Origin of the sequence: Paenibacillus sp. JQZ6Y-1 (genome assembly GCF_040719145.1) — a bacterium.
In the GTDB taxonomy this organism is placed as follows: Bacteria; Bacillota; Bacilli; order Paenibacillales; family Paenibacillaceae; genus Saccharibacillus; species Saccharibacillus kandeliae.
On sequence record NZ_JBFDUZ010000001.1, the window covers coordinates 1,979,035 to 1,997,480 of the forward strand.

14 protein-coding genes are annotated in these 18,446 nt (G+C 45.3%); 9 read left to right on the forward strand and 5 right to left on the reverse strand.

All coding sequences use genetic code 11. The features are described 5' to 3' along the window. Nucleotides 1-85: 85 nt before the first annotated feature. Nucleotides 86-1,537 carry an aldehyde dehydrogenase family protein gene (locus tag ABXR35_RS08520; protein ID WP_367058173.1) on the reverse strand — a complete coding sequence of 484 codons (1,452 nt, stop codon included), beginning with the start codon at nt 1,535-1,537 and terminating at the stop codon, nt 86-88. A 428-nt stretch (nt 1,538-1,965) separates the two neighbouring features. On the opposite strand from ABXR35_RS08520, the gene ABXR35_RS08525 reads away from it, so the two are divergent. Together ABXR35_RS08525 and ABXR35_RS08530 are read left to right on the forward strand one after the other, a co-directional pair. Next, nucleotides 1,966-3,669, forward strand: coding sequence for a methyl-accepting chemotaxis protein (locus ABXR35_RS08525; RefSeq protein ID WP_367058175.1), 1,704 nt, complete (start codon nt 1,966-1,968; stop codon nt 3,667-3,669). Between the two features lie 117 nt (nt 3,670-3,786). Beyond that, nucleotides 3,787-5,487 carry a methyl-accepting chemotaxis protein gene (locus ABXR35_RS08530; RefSeq protein WP_367058179.1) on the forward strand — a complete coding sequence of 567 codons (1,701 nt, stop codon included), beginning with the start codon at nt 3,787-3,789 and terminating at the stop codon, nt 5,485-5,487. A 217-nt stretch (nt 5,488-5,704) separates the two neighbouring features. Here the strand turns inward: ABXR35_RS08530 and ABXR35_RS08535 are convergent, their stop codons facing one another. After that, nucleotides 5,705-6,397 carry a serine/threonine protein kinase gene (locus ABXR35_RS08535; RefSeq protein WP_367058181.1) on the reverse strand — a complete coding sequence of 231 codons (693 nt, stop codon included), beginning with the start codon at nt 6,395-6,397 and terminating at the stop codon, nt 5,705-5,707. Nucleotides 6,398-6,613: 216 nt separating this feature from the next. Here ABXR35_RS08535 and ABXR35_RS08540 point away from each other — a divergent pair, with 216 nt between their 5' ends. The 3 genes from ABXR35_RS08540 to ABXR35_RS08550 all read left to right on the forward strand — a co-directional run bounded on the left by ABXR35_RS08540 (nt 6,614) and on the right by ABXR35_RS08550 (nt 9,771). Then, nucleotides 6,614-7,846: an aminopeptidase gene (locus ABXR35_RS08540; protein WP_367058183.1), complete on the forward strand. Its 1,233-nt coding sequence runs from the start codon at nt 6,614-6,616 to the stop codon at nt 7,844-7,846. Nucleotides 7,847-8,270: 424 nt separating this feature from the next. After that, complete coding sequence (locus tag ABXR35_RS08545; protein ID WP_367058185.1) at nt 8,271-8,873, forward strand: TetR/AcrR family transcriptional regulator; 603 nt, start codon at nt 8,271-8,273, stop codon at nt 8,871-8,873. 172 nt (nt 8,874-9,045) lie between these two features. Beyond that, nucleotides 9,046-9,771 carry an MBL fold metallo-hydrolase gene (locus ABXR35_RS08550; RefSeq protein WP_367058188.1) on the forward strand — a complete coding sequence of 242 codons (726 nt, stop codon included), beginning with the start codon at nt 9,046-9,048 and terminating at the stop codon, nt 9,769-9,771. A 233-nt stretch (nt 9,772-10,004) separates the two neighbouring features. Here ABXR35_RS08550 and ABXR35_RS08555 read toward each other — a convergent pair whose 3' ends face one another. Continuing rightward, nucleotides 10,005-11,144: a zinc-dependent alcohol dehydrogenase gene (locus ABXR35_RS08555; RefSeq protein ID WP_367058190.1), complete on the reverse strand. Its 1,140-nt coding sequence runs from the start codon at nt 11,142-11,144 to the stop codon at nt 10,005-10,007. 326 nt (nt 11,145-11,470) lie between these two features. On the opposite strand from ABXR35_RS08555, the gene ABXR35_RS08560 reads away from it, so the two are divergent. After that, nucleotides 11,471-12,244: a TraR/DksA C4-type zinc finger protein gene (locus tag ABXR35_RS08560; protein WP_367058193.1), complete on the forward strand. Its 774-nt coding sequence runs from the start codon at nt 11,471-11,473 to the stop codon at nt 12,242-12,244. 318 nt (nt 12,245-12,562) lie between these two features. Here the strand turns inward: ABXR35_RS08560 and ABXR35_RS08565 are convergent, their stop codons facing one another. Beyond that, nucleotides 12,563-13,888, reverse strand: coding sequence for a hemolysin family protein (locus ABXR35_RS08565; RefSeq protein WP_367058196.1), 1,326 nt, complete (start codon nt 13,886-13,888; stop codon nt 12,563-12,565). 392 nt (nt 13,889-14,280) lie between these two features. Here ABXR35_RS08565 and ABXR35_RS08570 point away from each other — a divergent pair, with 392 nt between their 5' ends. The 3 genes from ABXR35_RS08570 (at nt 14,281) to ABXR35_RS08580 (ending at nt 17,596) form a co-directional block, all read left to right on the forward strand. Further along, complete coding sequence (locus ABXR35_RS08570; protein ID WP_436669354.1) at nt 14,281-15,207, forward strand: carbohydrate ABC transporter permease; 927 nt, start codon at nt 14,281-14,283, stop codon at nt 15,205-15,207. Nucleotides 15,208-15,263: 56 nt separating this feature from the next. Beyond that, entirely contained in the window at nt 15,264-16,028 is a 765-nt protein-coding gene (locus ABXR35_RS08575; protein WP_436669355.1) for a carbohydrate ABC transporter permease, read from the forward strand. A gap of 182 nt (nt 16,029-16,210) precedes the next feature. Continuing rightward, nucleotides 16,211-17,596, forward strand: coding sequence for an ABC transporter substrate-binding protein (locus tag ABXR35_RS08580; protein WP_367058201.1), 1,386 nt, complete (start codon nt 16,211-16,213; stop codon nt 17,594-17,596). A gap of 184 nt (nt 17,597-17,780) precedes the next feature. Here ABXR35_RS08580 and ABXR35_RS08585 read toward each other — a convergent pair whose 3' ends face one another. Continuing rightward, nucleotides 17,781-18,188 (reverse strand): spore coat protein GerQ, encoded by a 408-nt coding sequence (locus tag ABXR35_RS08585; protein WP_367058204.1) that lies wholly within the window; start codon nt 18,186-18,188, stop codon nt 17,781-17,783. Nucleotides 18,189-18,446 lie beyond the last annotated feature (258 nt).

Sequence of the window (18,446 nt, forward strand, 5' to 3'; positions counted from 1 at the left end):
ATCTGCCTTTTTTGATTTCCCATTGTAAAAAAGGGAACTAAACAGGAAAGGTAGTTCGACTGGCGAACTATTGCAGGCTCAATGATTAAGAAGATTGATTAAACACAACAAGCTTCGTTTCGAGCATATCTTCTAGTGCATATTTGACTCCTTCACGACCAATTCCACTCTGCTTCACACCACCATATGGCATTTGATCCACACGGAAAGATGGAATATCGTTCACAATAACGCCGCCTACCTCAAGTTGACGAATAGCACGGAAGGCAGTATCCAATCGGGATGTATATATTCCTGCCTGCAATCCATAGTCGGAATGATTCACAGCAGCGATTGCTTCATCCATATCTTTTACCTTATTGATCATAACGACGGGTGCAAATGCTTCGCGGCAAGCAATCTTCGCTTTGGGATCGACATGCAACAGTACCGTTGGCAGCAATAAGCCATCCTTCAGTTCATTTCCGCACGCCACTTCTGCTCCTTGCTCTATTGCCTCGGCAATCCATTCCAATGCCCGCTTTTGCTCCTTCGGTGCGATCATCGCCGCTACATCGGTGTCCTCAGATAATGGATCGCCCAGCTTGAGTTTACCTGTCGTTTCCACAAACCGCTGAACAAATGTATCAAAGATCTCCTCATGCACATAAATCCGCTGAACAGAAATACATACCTGTCCTTGATTACCAAATGCGCCAGAAACTGCGCGTTCGATCATACGATCAATATCCGTATCGCGGTCAATGATAAGACCAGAGTTGGAGCCTAATTCTAGCGTCACCTTTTTCAAACCAGCACGCGAACGAATCGAGATGCCTACACCCGGGCTACCCGTAAACGATAAAGCTTTCACCCGATCATCAGTCACGATGATATCGCCAACGGTCTTGCCGTCACCAGTTACTACATTTAATGCGCCAGCAGGCAATCCCGCTTCTTCTAATAATTGTGCCAACAGTAAGGAAGACAATGGCGTTTGCTCCGCAGGCTTCAATACAACAGTATTACCTGCCGCTAATGCTGGTCCTACTTTGTGGGCAACCAGATTCATCGGGAAATTAAACGGCGTAATCGCACCGACTACACCTACAGGCTCTTTGATGGTATAAGCGATTTTGCCTTCACCTGTGGCAGCAGCATCCAGCGGTACGGTTTCGCCATGAATACGCTTCGCTTCCTCTGCTGAAAATTTGTATGTCTCAATGGTACGTGCAACTTCACCGCGTGCTGCTTTTAACGGTTTGGAGCCTTCGAGGGCAATCAGTCGTGCAGCCTCCTCGCTACGCTCCTCCAGCAGACGCGCCAATTGTTCCAAAATAGCAGCCCGTTTGTGAGCTGGCATATCTCGCATGATAGGTGCTGCTTTAGCGGCGGCGGCAATAGCCTGACGCGTTTCTTCCTCATTCGCTTCTGCCACATTGGCAATCTGTGCTCCATTATATGGAGAGTATAACGCTTCATAGGAAGCAGCTTCCTGCCATTTGCCATCAATATATAGATGCTTGTTCGCAATTTCATTTAGAGTATCCGTCATCATTCATCTTCCTTTCCTTATATCCTATAAAGTAAGCCTACCGTTATTTTAAACGAACAAACCTTCCGTTAATCGAATAACGTCGAAATGTCTCATTTTGTTCATAGGCACCTTCCTTAATTCGATTAAATTCGACAAAATAAGATATATTTCCTATTTTTAACAAGACAGTCCTAGGACTATAATTAATTTACTTAGTCCTACCGACATATAATACAGAGAGCAAGGACAAGAGGATTCAGAGCCAAAAGACATAGAAAACAAGGGGTTATATCATATACAGTCTTTGTTTATAACCATTGGGATACTGGACAGGTCAAAAGGAGAGCACCACAGCAACCAGATTTCAGCATACTTAGATTCGACAAAAAACTGCATTACCGCTTTATCTTTATCCTTCGCAGCCAATTCAATAAAATGGAGTGATTCACATGCGTAATTTGACCGTTCAAACGAAAATCCTTACTTTACTTGCTATCACTATCCTGTTCATGGCGGTAATCGGTTATGGCAGCTACAATGCTACCGTCCAGATCGCTGACAAAGCGAACGATATGTATCACAAAAACATGCTTGCCAGCGAAGATGTAAGCCAGATCATTATTGATAACCGTACCATTGAAGCTGCGGTGCTCGAATTGATGATCACCACTAAGGATGAACGCAATACGGAACTGAGCAGCACAATCACAGAACGCGAAGAAATGAACAAGACTTTATATGAACACATGAAATCCATCGTTCTTGGTGCACAGGCTGCCAAACTGTATAACACCTATCTCGCCAATCTTGATTCGTATCAAACGTTGCTGCAACAAGTACAGACGCTCGCAATCAACAATCAAAATACTGCCGCTTATGCACTGTTCAATACGAAAGTAGAACCACTACGCCAAGCGATGAACGATACGGTTCGTAGTCTCAATGCCGTCCTGAGCAGTCAAGCGAAAGATGCCAATGTGCAAATCGAGCAAATTACTAGCAATTCTCGTTTGGTCATGATCATTCTGATTGTATCGGCTATCGTACTGTCCATGGCAATCGGTTTGTTTATCAGTCGAATGGTAACCAGCCCGCTGCGTACTCTCCGTGAGCTGATGAGTCGTGCAGGTGCAGGCGATCTGACAGTCCATGGCGATTATCGTTCCCGTGATGAGATCGGTCAAGTGACTGGCTCCTTTAATGACATGATTACCAATATGCGTGATATTATTCGCAAAGTAGACGAAAGTGCTTTGACGCTATCCGCTTCCTCCGAAGAATTAACGGCTAGTGCAGAGCAAACCGCACAGGCTGCCGAGCATATCACTATCGCAACTAGCGAATTGTCAACAGGTGTGGAAACACAGGTAGAATCAGTGAACCAAGTGAATAGCTCGGTTAACTCTATGTATGAAAAAATGGGCATCGTCGCTTCCAACAGTCAGCAGGTCGCAGCATTAACGAATGAGATGAAATCCGCTGCCCAAAACGGTCAGGATCAAGTCAAAGATATCAGTCGTCTAATCGAAACGCTTGCGGTCGATATGCAGCGTAACCTGCAAGTCATGCAGCAGCTATCCACTACCTCTGATCAGATCGGTTTGGCATCGTCCTCTATTCAAAATATCGCCAAACAAACGAACCTGCTGGCTCTCAATGCTTCGATTGAAGCAGCACGCGCCGGTGAAGCGGGTCGCGGCTTTGCCGTCGTTGCCGAAGAAATTCGCAAGCTTGCTTCCGGCGCTGCCGATTCATCTCGTGAAATCTCTGATATGGTACAGATGATGCAGGATAGCAGCAAAGCTGCGGTAGAACAAGTTACCCATTCGTCTGCCAGCATTCAAGAAAGCGTGCAAAGCAGTCACAAGGTGAACACCGCCTTTGAAGCGATCCGCCAATCGGTCGACAATACTGCTGAACGCATTCTTGCTTCTGGTAGCATCATTCAAGAGGTAGCCCAACAATCGGAGAAAATTGCCGAAGCGATGGAAAATGTCAGTGCCATTATGGAACAATCGTCGGCAAGTCTGCAACAAACTGGAGCAGCGAGCGAAGAACAGCTGTCCACAATGGAAGAGGTTTCTGGGTCTGCTCGTTATCTGTCCGAGCTGGCTGAGAATCTGCAACAAGTAATGACTCGCTTTACCGTTTGAGTGATTGTCCCTCATTGGGAATCGTTTGAAGAGATTACAATCACACATTCGTCAGAATATAAGGAACAATCATGGACCAATACAGAGAAAATTACGTAGCATAAGGGGATATTCAACATGAAAAATTTGCGCGTCCAAACAAAAATCGTTATTTTGATCATTGTCAATCTACTGTTACTTGTAGCAGTAAGTTACAATGGTACAAACACTAGTTCCAGAATGGCTACTATTGCTACTAATATGTATGAAACCAATATCAAAGCCATTACAGCGATGGATCAAATCGTTATTAACTATAGCACCAATGCTACTCGTTTGCTGAAATTAATGAACCCTACTGCTACTACCGATGAACCATCCTTAATTAGCGAAATTAATACAACTGCTAGCAATACTAAAAAACAATATGAAATTCTAGGCGAGGTTCCACTGAGCGGCGATAATCAAAAGATCTCTGCTCAACTGATCGCCACAGCGCAGCAGTTTTCTACAGCCCGTCAGCAGGTACTTGATGCCGTGGATGCGAAGGATCGCACAGCAGCACAAACCGCTTATACCAATCTAGAGAATGTACGCACTACGCTGAATCAATATCTCAATCAAATGCGTGATAATATGATCAAAGAAGCTGCCAACAGCAAAACCGATGCTGATGGTACCTATAATACATCCAGAATCGTCACCCTTATCGTGCTCGTTGTCGGCATCATTGTTTCCCTGCTGATCGGTATCTGGATTGCGACTATGATTTCAAGACCGCTGCGTCAAGTACAGCAGCTAATGAACCAAGCAGCAGACGGTGATTTGACTGTTACTGCAAGCTATAACGCCCGCGACGAAATTGGTCAAGTCTCTACCGCATTCAACAAACTGATCGACAGCATGCGCAAAGTGATTAAAAGTGTGGACGAGAGCGCTATGACTCTTTCCGCTTCATCTGAGGAACTGACAGCTAGCGCAGAACAAACCGCTCAAGCATCCTCGCATATTGCCGTATCTTCCGGCGAGCTGTCTACAGGCTTCACGTCCCAAACGCAAACAGTCATCCAAGTAACCGATTCGGTCAATCATATGGCGACACAAATGGAACAAGTTGCTCATACAAGCAAGCAAATCGATGAATTAACTGGCAATATGAAAAAAACTGCCGAGCAAGGTTTGGGTGAAGTCAATGACATCACTGGTCGTATTCAGCGCCTATCCAACGACATTCACTCTACACTGAATGTGCTGACTAGCCTGAATAACAAATCTGAACAGATCGGTTATGCTTCTTCCGCTATTCAACAAATCGCCAAACAAACGAATCTGCTGGCATTGAATGCTTCAATTGAAGCAGCTCGTGCTGGTGAATCGGGACGCGGCTTTGCTGTCGTAGCCGAGGAAATTCGCAAGCTGGCGGAGAGCGCTGCTGAATCCTCCACTCTGATTACCGGCTTGGTCACAGATGTACAGCAAGAAAGTCAAAGTGCTGTCGAACAAGCACAGGAATCGGTCAGCAGTGTACAAGCAAGTGTGGATGGCAGCCGCCGAGTAACGGTAGCATTTGAAGCCATTCAGCAATCTGTAGGTAGTACAGTGGAACGTATTGATGAAACGACCTCACTCATTAACAGTGCCAATCAGCGTTCCCAACAAATCGCCGAAGCGATGGAGCATCTGAGTGCGCTGTCCCAACAAGGCTCTGCTGGAATTGACGAAATGAATGCCGCCAGCGAAGAGCAGCTGTCCACAATGGAAGATGTTGCGTCCTCCGCTCGTCATCTGTCTACCTTGGCGGAAGAATTGCAACAATTGATCGCCTTCTGCAAATTGTAAGAGGTACACACCGATCCTTCTGATCGTTCTATAAAATGATTTGTATGCTTCGGCATCTATAATCATCATGAAGCAAAAACTCCTGCATTATCGCGAATGATTGTATTTCGCCATGATGCAGGAGTTTTTCTGTATTTCCATCTGTATTTGCCCAATCACACGATGTTCGTTATATCGCACCATTGACCTTTATTCTAATATGATGAGAAACGCACTATCATTTCATATATCTGGAGAATAGATCGCCTGCTTTTTTGGCGAGTTCTTCCAAGTTCAGTGTATTGTTGACCACACCGATCCGAGCGTACCAGTTTTTGACTGTATCCAGCACCCACGAAGGGATACTTTTACCAGCGATACGATCATACAACTGATCGTACGCCCATACCAGATGATCCCAGCGTTTATCATCGCCCTCTTTGACATATTCGGAGACATCGATGACCTTGGCACGTCCATTTTGCATAATCACATTTTTCAAATGGATATCACGTGGATTCATACCGACTCCGCGTACATATTTGCGCGCTGCCTCCACATCCGTAATGACCTGTCTCGGCACTTCGATTCCTTGCAGCAGACAATCTTGCAATGTTGGTCCGGCTTCATAGCTTAGCACCAAATAATTCGCATCGCTACCATAACAAATAGGGAAAAACGGTGCTGACTTTAACCGTTCATATACCGATACCTCCACCGGAATCTTCTCAATCGCCTGCGGTGTGAAGACTTTAAACGCGTAACCCGGTGCCTGATCATACGTGAATACCGCTGCGTCTGTACCAATTCCGATGCAGCGAACTCCCTCGGCATAACCAGAAATGACAACCGGTTCGTTATCATCGCTACCATTAACAGTGATTTGCTGTAACGCATCTTTTGCGATTTTCCAATCTTCATTCCAATTCATCCTATGTGCTCCTCTCTCCTGCGACACTACGATCCCAATCTTCGTCTATTACATTTGCGTATCGGTTTTTCGGTAATGGTTTTCATCAGCGTTCACATCCTGTAATATAGATGGGACGGGTCATTTCATTTGTATGATCCCAGTTCACTCGTTGTGACCGCTAGAGTGCGGTGCATAACGATACACATACAGATAGTCGAAACGGAGGAACTATTCATGTCAGATTTTCAGACAAACCTGGAACAGTACGCTGAGCTTGCAGTTCGCGTCGGCGTTAATGTACAACCAGGACAAAAGTTCATCATCAACGCACCGCTGCACGCAGCTGAATTCGTACGCCTGCTGACCAAAAAAGGCTATGAAGCTGGTGCTGTATTCGTAAAGGTCAACTGGTCGGATGATCAGATTACACGCCTTCGTTATGAGCTGGCACCTGATGAATCGTTCGAGATCGGACCGAAATGGTATGCTGCTGAGATGGAAGAACTGGCAGAGGAGCACGGTGCTGTACTGCACGTCGTGTCCGATGATCCAGATCTGCTGAAAGGTATTGATTCCAAGCGTATCGCTACCTTCCAAAAAGCAGCCAGCAAAGTGCTGGTCAAATATCGCGAGTATGTGCAATCCGACAAAATGAGCTGGTCGATCGTAGCTGTACCTTCCCAAGCATGGGCAGCAAAAGTATTCCCAGATCAACCTGTGGAAGAGCAAATCAACCATATGTGGGATTATATCTTCAAAGCGGTTCGTGTTGGTCAAGGCGATACCATCTCTGCATGGCAGGAGCATGTAAAACTGCTAAATGAAAAATCCAAATATCTGAACGACAAAGCTTACAAACAGCTGCATTATGTGGCACCGGGTACAGATCTGACGATCGGCTTGCCAGAAGGTCATATCTGGGCAGCTGCGGATAGTGTGAGTGAACGCGGCGACTCCTTTATCGCCAACATGCCAACAGAGGAAGTGTTCACGGCTCCACTGAAGTCCGATGTGAATGGCTATGTGAGCAGCACCAAGCCGCTCAGCTATGGCGGTACAATCATCGACAACTTCAAACTAACCTTCAAAGACGGTCGTATTGTTGGCGTTGAAGCCGAAAAAGGTCAAGAAACACTGGAACATCTGGTAGAAATGGATGAAGGCGCACATTACTTGGGCGAGGTTGCTCTTGTACCGCACCGTTCCCCAATCTCCGAATCCAATATTCTCTATTATAATACCCTGTTTGATGAGAATGCCTCCAACCATCTGGCAATCGGTAGCGCATACGCGTTCAACCTGCAAGGCGGCAAACAAATGTCCCGTGACGAGCTGACCGAACGTGGTCTGAACAACAGTCTGGTACACGTCGACTTTATGATCGGCTCCGGCGAAATGGACATTTACGGCATTACCGCTGATGGTAAAGAAGAGCCTGTATTCAAGCAAGGCGGCTGGGCATTTTAATACCATACGAATCAAGACGGTTGGATGATACGAGAAGGAACTCAAGTTGTTCTATTATTATCCGATCCGTAGATTTGTTAAACAGCAAAGGATTGCAAATAGACACCGAGCCTACATGGTCGGTGTCTATTTATTTTGCTTGTTTGGGTGTGGACCACTCACTTACGTATGTAAACTTTAGTTTAGATTATGGATGGGTTATATGGGACATATTTGTAAGTTCCGCCTGTCTCAGCTCTATTTATATTCCTCCTCCCTGCTTATTGTTTGCAAAATGAAGCAGATCCTTTACAATCATAGAGATAATACGAATAGTCATAGTTTTTTGATGAATCAGATTCGTTTATATTTCTGACCCATTCGTATCATTTCTATGATTCACACGATCAAAGCACTATGTACGAACAGCAAGGAGGAATGTATCATGTCACCACGAATCGGCTTAAATTTGGATCAAATTGTTACGGCTGCTGCCGAAATTGCTGATGAGCACGGTATTCAACAGATCACCCTATCCACGGTTGCACAAAAACTCAATGTGCGCTCCCCTTCCCTATATAACCATGTAGACGGTTTACCGGGATTACGCCGTGCAATGGCGCTCAAAGGTCTGGAGCAACTACGTGAAATTATGATGCAAGCAGCCGTCGGTCGCTCTCGCGATACCGCAATTCGCGAAGTAGCACGAGCGTATTTGCAATTTGTGCGTACACAGCCGGGATTGTATGAAGCGACCTTTTATCAAGCAGAGCAAAATGATCCGTCTTTAAACAAAGTTGCCAACCAGCTATTGGAACTGCTATTTCAAATCTTGCGCGAATTTGAGTTAACGGATGATGGGCTTATTCATGCGGGACGCGGATTGCGAAGTGTATTGCATGGCTTTAGCTCTCTGGAGCGCAATCACGGATTTGGCTTAAAGGTCGATGTAGATACCAGCTTTGAGATTATCATTACTGCATTTCTACATGGATTACAGCAAATGAAAAAGGATGCTCCATCTGTATCCTCTTCAACCGATCAGTAAATGAAAAACAATAATCAACATACCATCCATACCACAATCAACGACTGTCTGATGATCTACATCTACACAGACAGTTTTTACATTCGCAAAAACTAATTATATTAGTATAAATTGAATATAGATATTGATAAAACTAATACTATTAGTTATGATGTGAGTAGAGGTGAACATTATGAAAATAAACAGGAAATCCTATTTGCATCAGCTTGTCTTCTTGCCCGGTACCTTTCCAGTCAATTGTTATCTTATTGAAGAAGATGACAGTCTGACATTGATCGATGCTGGCTTGCCGCATAGCTACAAAGGCATTCAACAGGCGGAAGCTAAGCTTGGCAAACCGCTAACCCGCATCATACTGACTCATGTGCATAGTGATCATGTCGGTTCGCTGGATACATTGGTGCAGCTTTATCCGGGGATCGAGGTATATGTATCGCGCCGAGATGCTCGCCTAATGAATGGCGATCTGTCATTAGATGTCGATGAAGCACAGACACCGATCAAAGGTAGTGTCCCCAAAAAGCTACAGACACGCCCTACCCAATTACTAGAGGACGGCGATCTGGTCGGTTCGCTGCAAGTGATTGCTGTACCCGGTCATACACCTGGCTCAATCGCATTGCTGGATACTCGCAATCAGTTTGTTATCGCAGGGGATGCGCTTCAAACCCGTGGTGGTATCGCGGTAGCTGGCGATGTACGTCTGTTCTTCCCTTTTCCAGCAATGGCTACGTGGTCCAAAGCTGATGCACTGCAAAGTGCGCAAAAGCTGCTGCATCTTCAACCTGCACTACTGGCAATTGGTCATGGTGATATGATTGAACAGCCTGTACAAGCAATGCAGCGCGCCATTCAGCAGGCAGCGTCTCAGTGGAATATCCAGCTTTCACTTTCCTAACTCGGTATTCTAGAAATTGAAAAGATTTTACTATCTCACTTTATACCATGGCTCATATCAAAAAGCCTGCATATGGATGAAAGAATCCTATGCAGGCTTTACTTATGAACGCATATTTTCACAAAATGATAGGTTAAGCCAAATCACATCTCATACATGAGATTACATACGATCCATGCTAACACGAACCATATGATAAAACATCATTATGACACAACATCCATCCTGATCAATTATGGCTTCAGAATAACCTTGATACAGTCTTCTTTTTTATCATTGAAAATATCATATCCGTGTTCAGCATCACTCAGCGACACCTTGTGCGTAATGATGTCTGTCGCATCAATTGTACCGTCGGTAATCTGCTTGAACAGCTCTGGCATGTAGTGAACAACTGGTGCTTGTCCCATCGCCAGCTTCACGTTACGTTCAAACAAATGACCCAATGGGAAATTGTTGTATGTTTCGCCGTATACGCCCGTTACCTGAATGGTACCGAATTTGCGTACTACATTGGCAGCAAGATTGAATGCGCTCAAGCTACCGCCCTGCAATTTGAGGTTGGTTTGGATTTTCTCACCGATGCTTTTATCTGCATCCAGCCCTACGCAGTCGATAACGACATCTGCACCGCCACTCGTGATTTCCAGCAGATGCTGATCAACATCGTCCACTTCTTTGAAGTTAATTACTTCTACATTATTCGTACGCTTCGCATGAGCAAGACGGTACGGCAGGTGGTCAACCGCGATGACGCGTTTAGCCCCTTTTTGCCATGCGAACTTTTGAGCTAGCAGCCCGACTGGTCCGCAACCGAGAATGATAACGGTATCGCCAGCTTTGACACCGCCACTCTCTACACTCCAATACGCGGTTGGCATAATGTCAGATAGGAACAGCACCTGCTCATCTGTTACTTCCGCTGATTCCGGTACGACAAATGGCAAGAAGTTTGCGTAAGGTACACGCATCAGTTCTGCCTGACCACCCGGATAGCCACCATAAATATCGAAACCGAAGTAGGCACCTGTGTTTTTCTCTTCCATTTTGTTGGAGTTGTCGCATTGACTTTCCATTTGATTTGTACAGAAGAAACATTCGCCGCACGATACGTTAAATGGAATGACGACACGGTCGCCTTTTTTGACGCGTGTTACACCGGGACCGACTTCCTCCACAATCCCCATCGGTTCGTGACCGATCACATAATCGTCATGAACGACAGGCATTGCACCGTTGTAGATATGCAGGTCGGAACCGCAGATTGCCGTCGATGTAATACGTACGACAATATCGTCCTGCTTTTGGATTTTGGCATCCTCTACCTCTTTAACCTTTACATTTTGCTTTCCTTGGTAAGTAAGTGCTTTCATCATTATTCCCCTTTCCGGTCTTCTTGAATGTGTGTACAGGCTGATCCTCCGAAATAAACAAACAATGGTGACACCTAACATTGCATAAATTGCATGCTAAGTACAAGGTGAAAGCTAATCTTTGTTGTATTAACCAACCTATTCCAATTACTAACCTTTCGTAGGTAAACAGTAGTTCTTACGATTAAGCTCTTCATTTAATAGGCTATACGTGCAGGAAGATTGATTTTTCGTTTCGCAGGGTAATTGAGGTAGAACGGGTTGTTGCTGTTCATTCGGAGCACAACCAGCCCCATGTAGCCAATGACCGAAGGGAGAAAACAATCATGAAACATTTAACAGATGCTCAAATAGAGGAATTGAAAAACAGCTTACTGGAGGAAAAGAGTGAGCTGGAACGTCACTTCAATAGCGAGGATGAAACTGCGGATGGTCTACCAGAATCAGAACGCGATTCTACTGGCGAGCTGTCCGCTGTCGATAACCATCCTGCCGATCTGGGTACAGAAACATTTGAACGTGGACGCGATCTAGCGATTGATGATCAAATGAGTGACACGCTGGAGCAGGTAAATGCTGCATTGCAACGTATCGAAGATGGTACGTATGGTGTTAGCGAAGTGAGTGGCAAGGAAATTCCATTTGAACGGTTGCAAGCACTGCCATTTACTACGTATCTGGTAGACGAAAGTCCACAACAGAACCAAATCAATGACTATCGCCCGGTCGAAGAAGATCTGATCACTCCTGCTGCGAAAGGCTCCGGTGAAAATCGTCAGCATAATACTGGTCGCTTTGACGATGCAGGTGCATGGCAGGCAGTTGAGGATTACGGGGTTGCTGACTCTCCTGCAATGAGCGCGCAACGCGAGGTTCACGATTATAATGAACTTGCTGAAGGTAGCGGTGATAATGATAATTTCACCGAAAGTATAGAAACATTTGCCGCCAATGATATAGATGGCGATAATCGTCATGTAGAACAGGGTAATGCGGTAAAAGCATATGAAGAACGCGGCGAAGGCGATACTGAGTTGCAAATCGACGAGGACGATCAAGAGGTTGATGCCGAAGTAAAAGAAGCCGATCGTCGTCGATAAGTATTGGCATGACAACCTATAACTGTCGATCAGTATTGCTCGGAAGCGTGCAACTATTGTAGTAGATGATAGGTGTTGTTAGCTAAATATAGGAATGGACTAGCCTATATACTGATATATGGATATTCTATATACTCCAAAAAAAGAAGGAATCCCATCATGCGGGTTCCTTCTTTTTTATGTTCTATTCTCATTTATATTATATTCTAAAAGCATAGTATCCTGATCGTATAGAATATCAAAAAAAGGAGCGGGATTATTCTCCCGCTCCTTTTTCCTGTACGATCCGTGCTCTGAATCGTCAACCGTAGCTTAGTTTTAGGCTCCGGCTTGATTCGTATTGACCGCGAATTGCGTAATAACCAGCTTGATCCGCGAAATACGTTTGTTCTCCGTCTCTTCTACCACTAACAAATGCCCGTCATGTGCCACGCTCTGTCCTACTTGCGGAGGCAGTGATTCAACTCGCGAATACAGCCAACCGCCGATCGTATCATATTCGGAAACATCCAGATCCAGCGAGAAGCGTGTATTGAACTCCTCAATCAGCATCAGGCCATCGATGGAATACATCATTTCATTGATCGGTTCGACTACAGGACGTTCGTGATCAAACTCATCCTGAATTTCACCGACGATTTCTTCCATAATATCTTCCAATGTTACTAGACCGGCTGTACCACCATATTCGTCGATCAATATCGCGATCTGCGTCTTGCCACGTTGCATGAGTTTCATTAGTTCGCTGATCTTGATCGACTCTGGTACAGCAATAATCGGACGAATCAGTTTGACCGAATCGATAATCTGATAACGCATCAGATCCTTAATATGCAGAAAGCCGACAATATGGTCTTTGTCGCCATCACATACCGGATAACGGGTGCGCATGCCATCAAGCGCAATCTGCAAGTTCTCCTCACGGGAGGCATGCAGACTCAGACAAATCATTTCGGTACGTGGAATCATAATCTCGTGGGCGGTTGTATCGGCAAATTCGAATATATTATCAACCAGCGCCAGTTCGGTATTATCGATCAGCCCGCTCTTGTTGCTTTCTTTCATGAGTATGCGTATCTCTTCTTCGGTGTGGGCGGATTCGTGTTCGGATGCCGGAGCGATTCCAAACAATTTCAGCAATGCGTTTGCCATGCCGTTCAACATCCAGATAAAAGGATACATGATTTTGTGAAACAGCATCATTGGTGCAGCTGTCCACAAGGTTACGCCTTCCGCTTTGCGGATTGCGAGTGATTTGGGTGCTAGTTCGCCAAGTACAATATGCAGAATCGTAATCACAGCAAAAGCGATCACAATCGAGACGCTGTGTATGGCAACTTCATTATTCCAGCCCACGGCTGCGAATAGCGGTGAGATTAGTTGGGCAATTGCCGGTTCACCAATCCAACCAAGCCCCAGTGAAGCCAGTGTAATCCCCAGCTGACAGGCTGAGAGATAGGCATCTAAGTTATTGACAATGGACTGCGCAAAGCGTGCCCGTTTATTTCCTTCATCGACCAGCGTTTCCAGTCGACTGCTACGAATTTTGACCATTGCAAATTCCGCGGCTACAAAAAAACCATTCAAAAGTACCAGTGCTAAGACCAGCAAAAGATTCAACAAACTGGGTAAGGGGTCAGTCAAGTGTTATTCCCGCGCTGTGTTCCTCTAGTGGGTATACATACAGCGACGGGTTCACCTCCTTCGAAACTTAAATTTTTGGATAATCCGACATGGTACGATCAGCATCAATTCCCCAACACATTCACCTCTTTCTCATATGTAAGTATAGACGTTGCCTGATTATATTATAGCCCGAAAATGAAAACAGTCAAACATCCCTCCGTCCTATTTTACTGTTACGAAGGATACACAATTTTTACATTCATGGCTATTGTCGTTAACATGCGCTCTTTATACTTTAGCAGGTGAACAGGAACCATGAACTGCTCTTATGCGCAGGCATAATGAAAATAGACATGAAAGTGAGGATGATGATTTTGGACAAATCTACTGCTGTTCCCGTCAAACGTAATATGAAGCGAAGTGCAGTCAACGCCCGCTCCACTCTGCGTCTACCACGACGCGCCGGACGCTGGCAGGAATATTCACTGGCAGGGTTGTTTCTTGCTCCTTCGCTGGTGCTGTTCAGTATCTTTCTATTTTATCCACTGCTCAAATCGGTATACCTAAGTGTGCATTCTACGACACCGCGTGGGGATGTTGCTAAGTACATCGGTTTACGCAATTTTGAAAAGCTGTTCGATTCTGGACATTTTCTGTCGAGTCTGTGGGTAACCTTTGAATTCATGCTATTCACCGTACCGACCTCTATTCTCGTTGCCCTGATTCTAGCGGCTATTTGCCGGACGCATTTGCGCGGCAGCAAAGTGTTCCGCTTTCTGTTCTCGCTCCCGATTGCCATATCGGTCGGTACCGGATCGGTCATCTGGATGATGCTGTTCCATCCGACACTTGGCATGCTGAATGTGGTGCTGCAATCACTTGGCTTACCCGCAGTTCCTTGGCTCACTAGCCCCGATTGGGCGCTGCTCTCGATCTCGCTGATGACGATCTGGATGAATGTCAGCTTTTTGTTTATTTTGCTGCTAGGTGGTATGGAGGGCGTACCAGAAGACATTTATGAAAGTGCCAAAATGGACGGTGCCAGCCCGATCCGCACATTTATTCAGTTAACCTTGCCGCTGATCTCACCTACGCTCTTTTTTGCCAGCGTAACCTCAATGATTGGTGCATTCCAGTCATTCGGGCAGATTCATATACTAACCAAAGGGGGACCGATGAATAGTACCAATGTGCTTGTATACAATCTGTATCAGGACGCATTTGTGAATTTCCGATTTGGTTCAGGCAGTGCTCAGGCACTTGTCCTGTTCGTACTCATTCTCATTCTGACGATCATCCAGTTCAAATTCGGAGAAAAGAAGGTGCATTACCAGTGAAGCCTAATCTTGTGCGTCAAAGTGCTGCCTATGCCGTACTGCTGATTGCTGCGGTAATGATTCTCTTTCCGTTCTGGATCGCTCTGTCGAATGCATTAATGACCGAAGCCGAATCCGCTACATATCCGCCCAAATGGTTTCCATCGAGTCTCCATCTGGAGAACTTTATTAAGGTATGGGACACGATTCCAGTTGGACGCTTTATTCTGAACAGCTTTGTGACGAGTGGCGTCATTACCATCGGGCAAATTGTGACTTCGTGTATGGCTGCTTATGCGTTTGCCTTTCTCCGCTTTCCCGGTCGTAAAGTACTGTTCGCACTGTTTATGGCAACGATGATGATTCCGTGGGAAGTGACGGTCATTCCGAATTATTTGACTGTACGCAGCTGGGGCTGGCTGGACTCCTATCCGGGGCTGACGATTCCGTTTCTAGCAAGCGCATTTGGTACTTTTTTGATGCGACAGTTTTTCCTGCAATTGCCGAAGGAACTGATGGAAGCTGCACGGATCGACGGCTGTGGACATATTCGTATTTTCCTATCCATTGCCGTTCCATTATCCATGCCGGGATTGGCTACATTGGGCGTGTATTCCTTCTTGAGCAATTGGAATATGTATCTGTGGCCGTTACTTATTACGAATACCGAAAGCATGCGTACTGTGCAAATTGGAGTCAGTATGCTGCAATTTGCCGAAGTGACCGCATGGAATATGGTGATGGCAGGCATTGTTATGGTGCTGTTGCCTTCGCTCGTATTGCTTGCGGTTGGATTGGGACGACTGGTTGGTGGACTAACCGCTGGTTCCTTAAAAGGATAATGTATGTTCCCAATCCGCCCTTCTATACTCTGTAGAAACAAGTGTGTGGAATCGCATGGATGGACTGCTAGATGAATCGACAATGATTTAGTACTTTGCAGAGACGATACAAGGCTTACGCTATTTGTCGTATGACTGAATGTTCACCCAATCTATCTTCATTTAAAGGAGAATGTATACACATGAAACGCAAACCTTTCTGGGCCCGCACATGGGGTCTGCTGACATTAAGTCTGTTTTTATTCCTTGCAGCTTGTAGTGGCGGTGCTTCTCAAGGTTCAGAGCCTGCTTCGGCGGCAGGTGGCAGTTCTTCTGAAACCTCCACTGGCCCGGTTAAAGTCGTCTGGTGGCATTCCATGAGCGGTGAATTGGGAGAAACGGTAGATAATCTGGTGAAGCAATTCAACGAGTCGCAGTCCGAAGTAGAGGTACAAGCCGTTTATCAAGGGGATTATGATGAAGGGCTGAACAAATTCAAAACAGCGATGGGTTCTGGCAGTGGTCCTACAATGATGCAGACGTATGAAGTCGGTAGCCGTTTTATGATCGATTCGCAGGCAATTACGCCGATGCAGCAATTTATCGATGCTGACAAATTCGATCTGTCGCAGCTGGAAGAGAATATTTTGGCGTATTATACGTTTGATAACAAGCTCTACTCCATGCCGTTTAACACATCGAATCCGATTCTGTATTACAACAAAGATGCCTTCAAAGCAGCAGGTTTAGATCCCGAACATCCACCAACAACGTTTGCTGGTATCGAAGCAGCAGCCAAAAAGCTGAACAAAGATGGTCAATCCGGCGGTGCTTTCCCAATTTATAGCTGGTTGATGGAGCAATTATTAGCGAATCAGGATGTACAATTGCTGAACAACAATAACGGTCGCAGCGCACTTGCTACTGAATCGCTGGTTAACTCTCAAGCAGCTGTAGATACACTCAGCTGGTGGAAAAAGCTTGTAGACGAAAAAGTCATGATCAACCTCGGTCGCAAAACCGACGATACCAAAAAAGCATTTGCTGCTGGTCAAATTGCGATGACAATGGACAGCACTGCTGCTCTACGCGGGATTGTAAACTCAGTAGGTGGCAAATTTGAAGTAGGTACTGCACCTATTCCTAAACCATCTGACGCATACAAAGGAAAAGGCGGCGTAATCGTAGGCGGCGCTAGCCTCTGGATCATGAACGACAAATCTGAAGCAGAGCAGCAAGCGGCATGGAAATTCATCAAATTCCTAACCGAGCCTTCCACGCAAGCATACTGGCATGTGAACACTGGCTACTTCCCAATTACGAAAAAAGCCTATGACGAAGATTTGGTCAAAGAAAATATGAAGAAGTATCCACAGTTTGATACAGCGGTAACACAGCTGCATGATACGAAGATTGATCCTGCTACGCAAGGAGCAGTTATGGGAATCTTCCCTGAAGCACGTCAATTGACCGAAACAGCAATGGAAGAAGCTATCAATGGCTCCAAAACGCCAAAAGAAGCATTAGATAATGCAGCTTCTCAAATTACGCAAAAGCTGCAAGATTATAACGACTCCATTGCACAATAATCGTATGATGTGCTAATCGAAATTCCACTGCAAAATCTGAAATGGTATTTGATCTGTAAAGCATAAAACTATACAGCAAAGCCCGCCACGGTCAGCATAATGACGACCATAGGCGGGCTTTAGTATAGGTGTGCTTTTTATTTAATATAGAAGGTTATTATTCGCGATGTACCAAACGGACAGCTTATTGACCTGATAACGAGTAACGACTTGGTGCTGCCTGACCCGAAATGCTTGTATAAGCGGAGGTCGATTCGGTAAATACTGCGCTATCCAATGCGGATAATGGCAATACTTCACGTTGACCAGAATTCATATGACGAACAACAAAATGATCTTCGCCTGTTGCTTCCAATCGCCCACGATACACCTGATTGTTCACACCATGACCCGGAATCATATGGAATGTACCGACCAGACCAACTTTCTGCTGTAATTGTTGACGTGTGGACATATAATCGTTGCCCAGCGCTGGCTTGTGATCCTTTACGGACGACTTTGCATTGGCATGTGGCTGAGATGCAGCCTCTCCCGGATGAGTATACCTGTGCTCCGTGCGATAGGAAACCGGACGATAAGGTTGGCTCAACATGATTGCATTCCTCCCGTAACATATATTAGACATCACATCCTATATATTACCCTTGTGCATTTACCCTGAATCGAATACATCCAACAGAATGTTACAGTTGAAGCAAATGATTCTGCCAGCTGTGGTCTATTGGATGTTAGATGGTTTGTAGAATATGTAGTATTTCATTCAATGTTCTGGAAAAGGGTGTACGGTGATTATAGCAGACTTTGATGCTGGCAGGTATGACAATAATTTCATTGTTTGTTAGGAAAAAGA